Source organism: Thauera aromatica (assembly GCF_023093595.1).
GTDB classification, from domain to species: Bacteria; Pseudomonadota; Gammaproteobacteria; order Burkholderiales; family Rhodocyclaceae; genus Thauera; species Thauera aromatica_A.
Genome location: NZ_JALLIK010000101.1, coordinates 76,325 through 88,766, shown reverse-complemented (window position 1 = coordinate 88,766; position 12,442 = coordinate 76,325). Strand labels below are relative to the sequence as shown.

The 12,442-nt window shown below is 66.1% G+C and carries 11 protein-coding genes; all 11 read left to right on the top strand.

Annotated features, from left to right (window positions below; all coding sequences use genetic code 11):
- The first annotated feature begins 23 nt into the window (after positions 1–23).
- The 11 genes from MXC99_RS09545 to MXC99_RS09495 all read left to right on the top strand — a co-directional run bounded on the left by MXC99_RS09545 (position 24) and on the right by MXC99_RS09495 (position 12,384).
- Positions 24–2,018, top strand: coding sequence for an acetoacetate--CoA ligase (locus tag MXC99_RS09545; protein ID WP_247725224.1), 1,995 nt, complete (start codon positions 24–26; stop codon positions 2,016–2,018).
- Between the two features lie 36 nt (positions 2,019–2,054).
- Positions 2,055–3,293, top strand: coding sequence for a Tm-1-like ATP-binding domain-containing protein (locus tag MXC99_RS09540; protein WP_247725223.1), 1,239 nt, complete (start codon positions 2,055–2,057; stop codon positions 3,291–3,293).
- A complete protein-coding gene (locus tag MXC99_RS09535; protein WP_247725222.1) occupies positions 3,290–3,781 on the top strand; it encodes an acetyl-CoA carboxylase biotin carboxyl carrier protein in 492 nt (163 codons plus the stop codon). The genes MXC99_RS09540 and MXC99_RS09535 overlap by 4 nt, the downstream gene beginning before the upstream one ends.
- Positions 3,778–5,160, top strand: coding sequence for an acetyl-CoA carboxylase biotin carboxylase subunit (locus MXC99_RS09530; protein WP_247725221.1), 1,383 nt, complete (start codon positions 3,778–3,780; stop codon positions 5,158–5,160). The genes MXC99_RS09535 and MXC99_RS09530 overlap by 4 nt, the downstream gene beginning before the upstream one ends.
- 1 nt (position 5,161) lies before the next feature.
- Entirely contained in the window at positions 5,162–6,649 is a 1,488-nt protein-coding gene (locus MXC99_RS09525) for a biotin carboxyl carrier protein (RefSeq protein ID WP_247725220.1), read from the top strand.
- Positions 6,642–7,523 carry an HAD-IIA family hydrolase gene (locus MXC99_RS09520; RefSeq protein WP_247725219.1) on the top strand — a complete coding sequence of 294 codons (882 nt, stop codon included), beginning with the start codon at positions 6,642–6,644 and terminating at the stop codon, positions 7,521–7,523. Before MXC99_RS09525 ends, MXC99_RS09520 begins: the two co-directional genes overlap by 8 nt.
- A gap of 127 nt (positions 7,524–7,650) precedes the next feature.
- Positions 7,651–9,186 carry an FAD-binding oxidoreductase gene (locus MXC99_RS09515; protein ID WP_247725218.1) on the top strand — a complete coding sequence of 512 codons (1,536 nt, stop codon included), beginning with the start codon at positions 7,651–7,653 and terminating at the stop codon, positions 9,184–9,186.
- Between the two features lie 22 nt (positions 9,187–9,208).
- Positions 9,209–10,012 (top strand): glucose 1-dehydrogenase, encoded by an 804-nt coding sequence (locus tag MXC99_RS09510; protein ID WP_247725217.1) that lies wholly within the window; start codon positions 9,209–9,211, stop codon positions 10,010–10,012.
- Positions 10,013–10,053: 41 nt separating this feature from the next.
- The gene (locus MXC99_RS09505; RefSeq protein ID WP_247725216.1) at positions 10,054–10,800 is read left to right on the top strand and encodes an SDR family NAD(P)-dependent oxidoreductase; all 747 of its coding nucleotides are present in this window, start codon (positions 10,054–10,056) and stop codon (positions 10,798–10,800) included.
- A 41-nt stretch (positions 10,801–10,841) separates the two neighbouring features.
- Positions 10,842–12,026, top strand: coding sequence for a lipid-transfer protein (locus tag MXC99_RS09500; RefSeq protein ID WP_247725215.1), 1,185 nt, complete (start codon positions 10,842–10,844; stop codon positions 12,024–12,026).
- A gap of 40 nt (positions 12,027–12,066) precedes the next feature.
- Complete coding sequence (locus tag MXC99_RS09495) at positions 12,067–12,384, top strand: hypothetical protein (RefSeq protein ID WP_247725214.1); 318 nt, start codon at positions 12,067–12,069, stop codon at positions 12,382–12,384.
- The last annotated feature ends 58 nt before the right edge of the window (positions 12,385–12,442 follow it).

The following is a 12,442-nucleotide window of genomic DNA, read 5'->3' as shown; positions in this document are numbered from 1 at the left end:
TCCAACGGACCCGGGATGCATCGATGATCAAGGAAGGCGATTTGCTCTGGACCCCCAGCGCCGACTGGGTAGCGAACGCGAACGTGACTGCGTTCATGAACTGGCTGCAGGCCACCCGCAAGCTGGAATTCGCCGATTACGGCGAGCTCTGGCGCTGGTCGGTGACCGATCTGGAGTCGTTCTGGGGCGCACTCTGGGATTATTTTTCGATCGAGGCCTCGTCTCCCCCCACCTGCGTGCTCGGCGCCCGGAACATGCCCGGCGCCCAGTGGTTTCCCGGGGCGAAGCTCAACTACGCGCAGCACGTCCTGCGCCAGGAGCGCGCCGGTGGCGATGCGCTCCTGTACCTGAGCGAGAACGCCCCCCTGACCGCCATGGCCTGGGAAGCGCTGGCCGGCCAGGTGCGCATCCTCGCGACGCAGCTGCGCCGCCTCGGGGTGAAGCCTGGCGACCGCGTTCTGGCCTACCTGCCCAACATCCCGCAGGCGATCATCGCCCTGCTGGCGACGACGAGCATCGGTGCGGTGTGGGCAAGCTGCTCGCCGGATTTCGGCTCTCACGGCGTTCTCGACCGGGTCACCCAGCTCGCCCCCAAAGTGCTGTTCTGCGTTGACGGCTACCGCTATGGCGGCAAGGCGTTCGACCGCCGCGGGGAGGTTCAGGAAATCATCGACGCCCTCGACAGTATCGAGCACGTCATCCACCTCCCCTACCTCGATCCGCACAGCCCGGCCCCGGCCGGCGAACGGGTGCGGTCATGGGAAAGCCTGCTCGATCACCCTCCCGTTCCGGCCGACGGCTTCGCGTTCGAGCCGCTGCCCTTCGATCATCCGCTGTGGATCCTGTTCTCGTCGGGCACGACCGGCCTGCCCAAGGCCATCGTGCACGGCCATGGCGGCATTCTCCTCGAAATGCACAAGCTGCTCGCCTTCCACATGGACATCCACCCCGGCGAGCGCAGCTTCTTTTTCACCACCACCGGCTGGATGATGTGGAACGTGGTCGCGAGCTCGCTGCTGGTCGGCGCCTGCCCCGTGCTCTATGACGGCAACCCGGCCTATCCGACCCCCGACGTGCTGTGGAAGATGGCCCAGGATTGCGGCGCCGCCTTTTTCGGCGCCAGCCCGACCTATGTCGACATCATGGACAAGGCCGGCATCGTGCCCGGAGCCCGCTACGACCTGTCGAAACTGCGCGCGATCATGCCGGCCGGCTCGCCGGTGTCGCCCGAGTGCACCGCCTGGTTCTACGACAACGTCAAGAAAGACCTGTGGATCGCCACCGGCAGCGGCGGCACCGACTGCTGCACCGGCTTCGTCGGCGGCGTGCCGACCCTGCCGGTTCATGCCGGCGAGATCCAGGCACCGTCGCTTGGGGTGGCCGCGGCCGCGTTCAACGAGCGGGGCGAAGCGGTCGTCGATGAAGTCGGCGAGCTGGTGATCACCGCGCCCCTGCCGTCGATGCCGGTCGGCTTCTGGAACGACCCCGGGCAGGTGCGCTACCGCGAAGCCTATTTCGAGGACTTCCCGGGCGTCTGGCGCCATGGCGACTTCTTCCGCATCAACGCGCGCGGCGGCTGCTTCGTGCTGGGGCGCTCGGACGCGACCCTGAACCGCCAGGGGGTGCGCATCGGCACGGCGGAAATCTACCGGGCGCTGGCCGCGCTCGACGAGATCGAGGACGCGCTGATCGTCAATCTCGACCTGCCGCACAACCAGTTCTTCATGCCGCTATTCGTCAAGCTGCGTGCCGGCGTCCAGCTCGATGCAGCCCTGGTGCAGCGGATCAACACCCTCCTGCGCAAGGAATACACCCCGCGCCACGTGCCGGACCGGATCATCGCCGTGCCCGCCATCCCGGCAACGCTCACCGGCAAGAAGATGGAAGTGCCGGTGCGCAAGATATTGATGGGCATTGCGGTCGAAAAGGCGGTCAACCGCAACGCCATGGCCAACCCCCAGGCCCTCGACTTCTTCATCGACTACGCGAAGACCCAGCACGACTATTCACTGGGCTGACAGCGGGCACGGCAACCACAAGATCCGGAGACAATCATGACCGACAAACCGAAGGTGCTTCTCATCGCCACCCGCGACACCAAGGAACAGGAATCGAAATACATACGGGAATGCCTGGAAGAGGCCGGAGTCGAGGTCTATCACCTGGACCCCAGCATCCGCCGCACCGTGGACGAAGGAGCGGAGATCGGGCCTGAGCAGATCGCCGCCGCCGCAGAGACGACGATGCCCGATATCCGCGCGCTCAGGCACGAAGGCTTATGTCTGGAAGTGATGACCAGGGGTGCGCTCAAGTGCGCCCACGAACTGCACCATGACGTAGGCCTGAGCGGCATCCTCGGCCTCGGCGGCTCGATGGGGACCGCGCTTGCCACCCGGATCATGCAGAGCTTTCCCTATGGCCTGCCCAAAGTGATGATTTCCACCATGGCCTCGGGCATGACCCGTCCGTTCGTCGGCGCCAAGGACATCGTGATGGTGAATCCGGTGTGCGACATTTCCGGGCTCAACTCGATCACCCGCAGCGCCTTCCGCAATGGCGCGCTCGCCGCAGCGGCCATGGCCCGCGACTACCAATCCGGGGAAACCGGAAACAAGCCGCTGGTCACCATCTCGACGCTGGGCACCACGGAGAAATGCAGCGCACGTATCCGCCGATCGCTCGAGGAGCAAGGCTTCGAGGTCATGGTGTTCCACACCCTTGGCACCGGCGGCGCGGCGATGGAGCAGATCATCCGCGAGCGCGACGTCGCGGTGGTCATCGATCTGTCCCTGATCGAGATCAGCGAATATCTTCATGGCGGCTTGTGCGCGACCGGCCCGGATCGTGGCAAGGCGGCGCTGGAAAAAGGGGTGCCGACCATTTTCGCCCCCGGCAACCTCGATTTCCTCGTCGCCGGGCCGCTGGCGGAAGCCAAGGTGCGATTCCCCGGCAAGCGCTACCACGAGCACAACCCGGCACTGACTGCGGTGCGCGCCGAAGCGCAGGAATTCCGCAACGACGCCGAGCACCTCGCCGGCCTGATCCGGAATGCCCGCGGACCGGTCGCCTTCTTCGTGCCGCTGCAGGGCTTTTCCAATCACGACAGCCCGGATGGCCACCTCCACGATCCGTCCCTGCCTCCGGTGTTCGCCGCGCACCTGAAGCAGGCGATGCCCCCCGGCATAGCGGTGATCGAGCTGCCCCTCCATATCAACGACGAGCAATTCGCCGACGCGCTGGTCGAGCAGGCCATCGCTTTTTCCAAAAATCGCAGCGAGGCTGCAAGCCAATGAAACTGACCAACGAAGACGTCAACGAGATCCTGCAACTGCTGGACGCGGGGCCGTTCAACGAACTGAACCTGCAGACCCTGCGCTTCAAGCTGCAGCTGCGCCGTGGCAGCGACGGCATGTGGACGCAGGAAGCGCAGATCCTTTCCGCTCCCGAGCTGCTGTCGCCGGCCACCGCGGCCGCCGCGCCGGCCGCCAGCACCGCCCATGCCCCAGCGGAAGCCAGACATGCGGAAAAGGAGCACCTCACCGCGGTCCGCACGCCGCTGCTGGGCACCTTTTATCGCGCGCCCAAGCCCGGCGCCCCTGCGTTCGTGGAAGTGGGCAGCCGCGTCGGGCCCGACACCCTGGTCGGTATCGTCGAAACGATGAAGCTGATGAATTCGGTCTATGCCGGGGCCGCCGGAACGGTGGTGGAGATCTGCGCCAAGGACGCGGCCACCGTCGAGCACGGCGAAGTGCTGATGTTCATCGAGGCGGAGGGCGCATGACCATCCGCCGCATTCTCATCGCCAACCGCGGCGAGATCGCGGTGCGCATCGTGCGCACCTGCCAGCGCCTCGGGATCGAAACCGTCCTCGCCGCCTCCGAGGCCGATCTCGAGTCGCTGGCGGCGCGCCTGGCCGACCGGACGATCTGCATCGGCCCGGCGAAGTCGTCCGTCAGCTACCTCAGCGTCGATGCCATCGTCGGCGCCGCGCGCACGGCCAACGCCGATGCGATCCACCCCGGGTACGGCTTCCTGTCCGAAAACCAGCACCTCGCCCAGGCCTGCGCCGCGGCGGGGATCATTTTCATCGGCCCGACCGCGGCCCAGCTCGATGCCGTCGGCGACAAGCTCAAGGCGCGCAGCCACGCCCTGGCGGCCGGGCTTCCGGTGGTCCCCGGCGGCGAAGTCGACAGCATCGAGGAAGCGCGCGCGGTCGCTGAAAAAACGGGCTGGCCGGTCCTGATCAAGGCCGTCAGCGGCGGCGGCGGCCGTGGCATGAAGCTGGTGCACGAGCCGAGCCAGCTCGCGGCGACGATCGAACTGGCGATGGCCGAAGCCCATGCCTCGTTCGGCGACCCCCGGGTCTACCTGGAGCGCTATGTCGCCTCCGGCCGCCATGTGGAAGTGCAGGTGCTGGGCGATGGCGAGAACGTGATTCATCTGGGCACGCGCGACTGCTCGATCCAGCGCCGCTACCAGAAGCTGGTCGAAGAGGCCCCGGCCCCCAACCTGCGCGACGGCCTGCGCGCCGCGATGCACGAGGCCGCCGTCACCTTCGCCAGGCACCTCGCATACCGCGGGCTGGGCACCGTCGAACTGCTCGTCGACTGCGAGCGCGACACCTTCTACTTCCTCGAGATGAACGCGCGCATCCAGGTCGAGCACCCGGTCACCGAGGCGATCTGCGGGCTCGACCTGGTCGCCGAACAGATCGCGGTCGCCGAAGGCAAACCGCTGCGCTTCACCCAGGACGACGTGCACCTCGCCGGCCACGCCATCGAGTGCCGCATCAACGCCGAAGACTGGACCCAGGACTTTCGCCCCAGCCCGGGCACGGTGAGCCGCGCGCGGTTTCCGCTCGGCGAAGGTGTGCGCGTCGATACGCACATCCAGAGCGGCGCGCGCGTGCCCCCGTTCTACGACTCCCTCCTCGCCAAGCTGATCGTCCATGGCGCCGACCGCGCCCAGGCCCTCGAGCGCCTGCGCCATGCACTGGCGCAGTGCGAGATTACCGGCGTCAGCACCAACCTGCCGATGCACGCCGAACTGATGGCGCAGGAGGAGTTCGCCCGCGGCGGCGTGAATACCGCTTATTTCCCCTGGTTCCTGGAAAACCGGGCGACCGCATTGCGCGACCCGTGTGTCGCGAAAGGAAGCTGACATGGCCCATCTCCAGCTCATCGACACCTCGATCCGCGACGGCAACCAGAGCCTGTGGGGCGCAACCGGGCTCAATACCCCGCAGATCCTGTCGATCGCCCCGATCCTCGACCGGGTCGGTTTCCGCGCCATCAATTACGCCTCGAGCACGCACATGGGGATGGCGATCAAGACCCACCGCGAAGACCCATGGGAGCGCATCCGCCTGACCCACGCGGCGATGCCCAACACCCCGCTGGAATTCATCGGCACCGGGCTGCGCTTCATCTCCTGGGAGAGCCAGCACCCCGAGTTCATGCAGCTCGTGTATGACCGGCTCGTCATCAACGGCATCTCGCGCTTCATCGTCATGGACCCGATGAACGATGCGCAGGCCATGCTCGAATCGGCGCAGATGATGCGCAAGGCCGGCGCGAGCGAGATCATCGCGGCCCTGACCTACACCATCAGCGTCGTGCACGACGATGCCTACTACGCGAACTTCGCCGCGCAACTGGCCCGCTCGCCCGACATCGACCGCCTCTACATCAAGGACCCGGCCGGCATCCTGACCCCCGAGCGGGCGCGCACCCTGATCCCGGCGATCCAGGCGCAACGGGGCGGCAAGGCGCTGGAACTGCATTCCCACTGCAACATCGGGCTGGCGCCGATCACCTACATGACCGCCGCCGAGCTGGGCATCGACGCCCTGCAGGTCGGCTGCGGCGCACTGAGCAGCGGCACTGCGCTGCCGAACGCGCAGCGCGTCGTCGCCAACCTGCGCGAACTGGGCCACACGGTGGACGTCGACGACCGCGCGCTCGCCCTGGTGTCGAACTACTTCACCCGCATCGCCGCCGCCGAGAACCTGCCGGCGGGCATGCCCCAGGAGTTCGATGCCGCCTTCCTGCGCCACCAGGCCGCGGGCGGCTACATCTCGACCACCCGGCGCCAGCTCGCGGAACTGAAGCTCGAACATCGCTTCGACGAGGTCATGGAGGAGCTGAGCCGGGTGCGCGCCGAACTGGGCTATCCGATCATGGTCACCCCCTTCCCCCAGATGCTCGGCTCGCAGGCCTTCTACAACGTGATCGGCAACGAACGCTACGCCAACGTTTCGGACCAGGTGATCCGCTACGTCCTCGGCAACTTCGGCCGCCCAACCGGCATCATCGACCCCCAGGTCAAGGACCGCATCCTGGCCCGCCCGCGCGCCAAGGAGCTGATGAACGAGCCGCCGCCGCCGCCGCTGGCGGAAATGCGCCGCCAGTTCCCGCCCGGCATTTCGGACGAAGAGTTCCTGCTGCGCGCGACGATGCCGGCGGAACAGGTCGAGGCCATGATCGCCGCCGGCCCCGCGCGCCGGCACTACAACCCCGACGTGCAACCGGTGCTGAAGCTGCTGCGCGAGCTGCAGACCCGCCCGGGCGTCTCCGACATCGTGATCGACAAACCCAATTTCCACCTCGAACTGCACGGTAACGGCAGCCAGGAGAACGCCAATGCATGACGACAGCATCGCTTTTGCCGGACCGGACATTCCCGCAGCCACCCTCGCCCGCCTCGGCCGCACCCGCGGTTTCGTCTTCGACATGGACGGAACGCTGCTGCTCGGCAACGAGCGCAACCATGACATGAAGCCGCTCCCGGGCGCGCTCGAAATCACCCACTGGCTGAGCGCGCGCGGCATCCCGTTTGCCGTCTTCACCAACGGCACCACGCGCTCGCCCGAAGAGTACGCCACCACGCTGCGCAAGCTCGGCTTCGCCCTGCCCGACGCGGCGATGATGACGCCGGCGAGCAGCGCGGTGGATCTGTTCGTCCAGCGCGGCTACAAGCGCGTGCTGGTGCTCGGCGGCGACGGTCTGGCGATGCCGCTGCGCAAGGCGGGCATCGAGGTCGTCGCCCCGGTGGGCCGACCCCAGGCCGATGCGGTGCTGATCGGCTGGTACCGCGAATTCACCATGAACAACCTCGAAGCGGCCTGCTACGCGGTGTGGGGCGGAGCACAGGCCTTCAGCGCTTCGCAGGCGTTGTTTTTCGCCACCGCGGCGGGCAGGACGCTGGGCACGTCCCGGGCCATTTCGGCAATGCTCAAGGATCTGACCGGCTGCCGGGTGCAGGTCGTGGGCAAGCCCTCGATCCATGCCCTGAGCGCTGCGGCCCGCCGCCTCGGGGTGCGGGCCAAGGACCTGGCGGTCGTCGGCGACGATCCCGAACTGGAAGTCCCGATGGCGCACCGCGGCCGCGCGCTGGCGGTGGCGGTCCATACCGGGCTGGGCGATGCGGACTCGTTCTCGCATCTACCACCGGCGCGCTGGCCGCACCTGACCGTGCACGGCGTCGATGAGCTGCTGCGCGTGCTGCAAGGCCAGACGCTTTAGCCCCCGCCATGCATCCGGCGCCCGATGAATCCCTTCCCCCCGGCGCCGGCCCGCAGCGGCCATCCCTTTTTTCCAGAACAAGCCGGACATTCCGGTCCAGCGATCCACGCAACGGAGGCGCAGTGCAATGAAACCGACCGTAGAACAGGCACTGAAGGAGATCGAGCGCGTCGTCGGCGCGGAACATCTGCTGACCGACACCGCAAGCCTTTCGCGATATTCCGTCAACATGCTCGCCACCGCCGACATCCTGCCTGCCGCCGTGGTGCGGCCGGCGTCGACGGCAGAGCTCCAGCAGGTGCTGAAAATCGCCAACGCCGCCAAGACGCCGGTATGGACCTTGAGCGGCGGGCAGAACCGCGGCTACGGCATGGCCTGTGCCGCCACCCCGGGGACCCTGATCATCGACCTCAAAAGGATGAACCGCATCCTCGAGGTCAACGTCGAGCTCGCCTACGCCCTGGTCGAGCCCGGGGTGACCTTCGCCCAGCTCTACCGCTACCTCAGGGACAACGACATTCCCTTGTGGATGGACGTCCCGAGCGGCAGCCCCGAAGGGTCGTGCCTGGGCAACATCACCGAGCGCGGGGCCGGGTACACCCCGCTGGGGGAGAAGTTCCTGTTCAGTTGCGGCATGGAAGTCGTCCTCGCCGACGGACAGGTGCTGCGCACCGGCACCGGAACGCTGCCGAACTCGCAGACCTGGCAGGTCTTCAAGTGGGGCTACGGACCGTCGCTCGACGGCCTGTTCACCCAGTCCAATTTCGGCATCGTCACCAAGGCCGGCTTCTGGTTGATGCCGCGCCCGCCGGCCTACGAACCGCTCGCGGTGACCATGGACGACCCGGCGGCAGTCTACAAGGCGGTCGAAATCCTGCGCCCGCTCAAGCTCAACATGGTCATTCCGAACGGCGCCTGCGTCACCCACGTGCGCAAAGCGCTGGGACTGACGGCGTGCTGGGGCGAGGGGAAAAACATCCTGCCCCGGGTCGGCCGGCGCTTCGACTATCCGGCGGAAACCCTGAAGGCATTGAAAGAGAGGTACGCGCTGGGTGAGTGGAACTTCGCCGGCGCGCTCTACGGCCTGCCGGAAACCGTCCGGACCTATCGCGGCATCGTCGAAGACGCCTTCCGCTCGGCCCTTCCCGGCTGCCGCTTCCTGAGTGCGGAAGAACAGGCGGCGAGCCCCTACTGGCGGGCACGGGAAAAGGCGATGCGCGGCGAGCCGCTGTGGGAATTCGACATGTCGGACTGGGAAGGCAAGGCGGGAGCGCTGTGGATCTCGCCGGTCGCCCCGGTCACCAACGAGGCCGTCGAACAGCAGATCCGGATCGCCGAAGAGACCTACGCGAAGTACGGCTTCCACTATGCCGCGGAGCTGATCCTGGGGACCGGCCGCGATCTGCACCACATCATCTGGCTGCTGTTCGATCGCAGCGATGCCGAAGAGCGCCGCCGCGCCGAGCAGTGCGAGCGGGAAATGTACGACCGCTACTGCGAGGTCGGCTACCTGCCCTACCGCACCGGGCTGTCCACCGGCGACTACCTGATGCGCAAGCTCGGGCCGTTCCGGGACATCTGCCACGACCTGAAACAGCTCTTCGATCCGAACAACATCCTGTCGCCGGGCAAGTCGGGAATCGACCTGGCCAATCGCTCATGACCGGGCAGCGGAGGTGCATTGCATGAAGCAGAATCTGACTGGAAAAGTCGCTTACGTCTCCGGTGCGGCCGCGGGAATCGGCGCCGCCATTGCCCGGAGTTTCGCGGCGGAAGGCGCGTCGGTGCTTCTCGGCGACGTCCAGGAGGCGCGCGGCGAGGCCCTTGCCGCACAGATCCGGGATCAGGGCGGCAAGGCCGCGTTCATTCACCACGACGTCGCCGACGAGCCGCAATGGGAACGCGCGCTGGCACGCGCAGTCGCGCAGTTCGGCGGGCTGGACATCCTCGTCAACAACGCCGGCATCGAGCAGACCGGCCTCCTCGCCGACGTCGAGCTCGCCGACATCAACCGGCTCCTCGCCGTCAATGTGGCCGGCGTGATCCTCGGCCACAAGCACGCCATCCGGGCGATGCGTCCGGGCGGAAGCGCGGGCAAAGGCGGCAGCATCATCAACCTGTCCTCGGTGGCCGGATTGATCGGCACCCCGGCGCTGGGCGTATACAGCGCCTCGAAAGGCGCAGTGCGGCTGCTCAGCAAGGCCGCCGCGGTCGAATGCGGCCGCCTCGGTTACGGCATCCGGGTCAATTCGATCCATCCGGGCCTGGTCGATACCGACATGGGCAGCAAGCTCGTGGATGATTTCGTGGGCCTCGGGGTTTTCGCCGATCGCGAAACCGCGCTGCGGCAAATGCGGGAAACCTATCCCATCGGCCGCACCGGCATCCCCGGCGACATTGCCAACGCCGCCCTCTTCCTCGCCAGCGAACAATCGAGCTGGATCACCGGAACCGAAATCGTGGTGGACGGGGGCATGACGATCAGTTGATCCCCCACCCGCCCGGACAAGCCAGACCAAAGGAGAACACCATGCTGCTCGAAGGAAAGACCGCGCTCGTCACCGGCGCCGGCAACGGCATCGGCCGCACCATTGCCCTCACCTACGCTGCCGAGGGCGCGAATGTCGTCGTTTCCGACATCAATGAAGAATGGGGCCGGGAAACGCTCGCCCTGATCGAAGCCAAGGGCGGGAAGGCCATTTTCCAGCGCGCCGACACCGCCCGCGCCGAAGACCATGACGTCCTGATCGCCGCGGCCAAACGCACCTTCGGCCGTCTCGACGTAGCCTGCAACAACGCCGGCATCAGCGGCGAATTCACCCCCACGGATGAAACGAGCGATGCCCAGTGGCAACGCGTCATCAACATCAATCTGTCGGGCGTGTTCTACGGCGTTCGCGCCCAGCTGCGCGCGATGCTCGAAACCGGCGGCGGCGCGATCGTGAATATTTCCTCCATCGCCGGGCAGATCGGGATCGAAGGAATCACCCCGTACACCGCCGCCAAGCACGGCGTTGTCGGCCTGACGAAAACGGTCGCCTGGGAATATGGCAGCAAGGGCATCCGCATCAATTCGGTCGGCCCGGCCTTCATCAATACCACGCTGGTCCAGAACGTTCCTCCCGAAACGCGCCAGCAGCTCGAACAGATGCACGCCCTGCGCCGCCTCGGCGAAACCGAGGAAGTCGCCAATCTCGTCGCCTGGCTGAGCAGCGACAAGGCCAGCTTCGTCACCGGCAGCTATTACGCGGTCGACGGCGGCTACCTCGCACGATGACCGTCATCACTCATTGAAATCCATCGAAGGAATATTCATTCATGTCTGCACCTGTTCAGGTCATCGGCGTCGGGATGGTCAAGTTCGTCAAGCCCGGCACCCAGGAGCCCTATGAAATCATGGCGTCGAAGGCCATTCGCGCCGCCCTTGCCGACGCCGGCATCCCTTACGACGAAATCCGGCAGGCCTACGCCAGCTACGTCTTCGGCGACAGCGCCTGCGGCCAGGCCGCGCTGTATCGGGTCGGCATGACCGGCATCCCGCTGTTCAACGTCAATAACAACTGCTCGTCGGGCTCGTCGGCGCTGTTCCTCGCCCGCCAGGCGGTGCTCTCCGGCAGCGTCGACTGTGCGCTGGCGTTCGGCTTCGAGGAAATGCGCCCGGGCGCACTGGGCGCGGTGTGGAACGATCGCACTTCCCCGCTGCTCGAGATGGAAGATCAGCTCGAAAAGATCGTGCCGGGCGTACCGCCGGCATCCAACGCCCATCGCCTGTTCGGCTCCGCCGCCCTGGCCTACATCGAAAAGACCGGCGCCAATCCCGACATCTTCGCCAAAGTAGCGGTGAAGACCCGCAAACACGCGATGAACAACCCGCTGGCAATGTTCAACCAGCCACTCACCGTCGACGAGGTCATGCAGTCGCCGGTGATTTTCGCCCCTTACCTGACCCGCCTCGAAGCCTGCCCGCCCTCCTGCGGCGCGGCAGCGGCGGTCGTGTGCAGCGAAGCCTTCGCCCGCCGCCACGGCCTTGCCCGCGGCATTCCGATCCTCGCCCAGGCGATGACCACCGACCGTCCGGCCCGCAACGACAACCCGATCGATCTCGCCGGCGCCGACATGACCCGCAATGCCGCCGCGCAAGTGTACGCACAGGCCGGGATCGGTCCGCAGGACATCGACGTCGTCGAACTGCATGACTGCTTCACTTCGAACGAGGTCATCACTTACGAAGGGCTGGGGCTCTGCGGCGAGGGGGAGGCGGAAAGGTTCATCGCACACGGCGACAACACCTACGGCGGCAAATACGTCGTCAATCCTTCCGGCGGGCTCATGTCGAAGGGACACCCGCTGGGCGCGACCGGCCTCGCCCAGTGTACGGAACTGGTTTCGCAATTGCGCGGAGAGGCCGGCGCCCGCCAGGTCAGCGGGGCACGCCTTGCGCTGCAACACAATCTGGGGCTGGGCGGCGCCTGCGTCGTGACCCTGTACGGGAAGAATGCCTGAGCGGAATCGCCTTCATCTTGTTCAACCGAGGGGTGGGATCGTGATCACGACGATTGTCGAATACAGGCTTCCTTGCGCCGTGGCGCGGGGCGAAATCCTGGAAAAATTCAAATCAGCCCGGAATAAGTTCATCGACGCCGAAGGCTTATTGAAAAAATATTTCTGCTACGACGCATCCGACGGCACCGGAACGAGCGTTTACATCTGGGAAAACCTGTCGTGCGCAAAAGCTTTCTTCACTCCCGCGATGCTTCAGGCGTTCGAGCAGACTTTTGCCTGCCGGCCCACGCTCAGGCATGTCGATACGCTGATGACGGTCGACAACATGACCGATGAAGTCTCTGTTTTCGACACCTGAACAAGCGATCGCCATGATCGACCCGAATCGTGTTCAAGCGGTATGGCGTCACACCTGA

Excerpts from the sequence above, each read along its gene's own strand:
- MXC99_RS09545 (WP_247725224.1), top strand. The coding sequence starts at position 24 with ATGATCAAGGAAGGCGATTTGCTCTGGACCCCCAGCGCCGACTGGGTA.
- MXC99_RS09540 (WP_247725223.1), top strand. The coding sequence starts at position 2,055 with ATGACCGACAAACCGAAGGTGCTTCTCATCGCCACCCGCGACACCAAG.
- MXC99_RS09535 (WP_247725222.1), top strand. The coding sequence starts at position 3,290 with ATGAAACTGACCAACGAAGACGTCAACGAGATCCTGCAACTGCTGGAC.
- MXC99_RS09530 (WP_247725221.1), top strand. The coding sequence starts at position 3,778 with ATGACCATCCGCCGCATTCTCATCGCCAACCGCGGCGAGATCGCGGTG.
- MXC99_RS09525 (WP_247725220.1), top strand. The coding sequence starts at position 5,162 with ATGGCCCATCTCCAGCTCATCGACACCTCGATCCGCGACGGCAACCAG.
- MXC99_RS09520 (WP_247725219.1), top strand. The coding sequence starts at position 6,642 with ATGCATGACGACAGCATCGCTTTTGCCGGACCGGACATTCCCGCAGCC.
- MXC99_RS09515 (WP_247725218.1), top strand. The coding sequence starts at position 7,651 with ATGAAACCGACCGTAGAACAGGCACTGAAGGAGATCGAGCGCGTCGTC.
- MXC99_RS09510 (WP_247725217.1), top strand. The coding sequence starts at position 9,209 with ATGAAGCAGAATCTGACTGGAAAAGTCGCTTACGTCTCCGGTGCGGCC.
- MXC99_RS09505 (WP_247725216.1), top strand. The coding sequence starts at position 10,054 with ATGCTGCTCGAAGGAAAGACCGCGCTCGTCACCGGCGCCGGCAACGGC.
- MXC99_RS09500 (WP_247725215.1), top strand. The coding sequence starts at position 10,842 with ATGTCTGCACCTGTTCAGGTCATCGGCGTCGGGATGGTCAAGTTCGTC.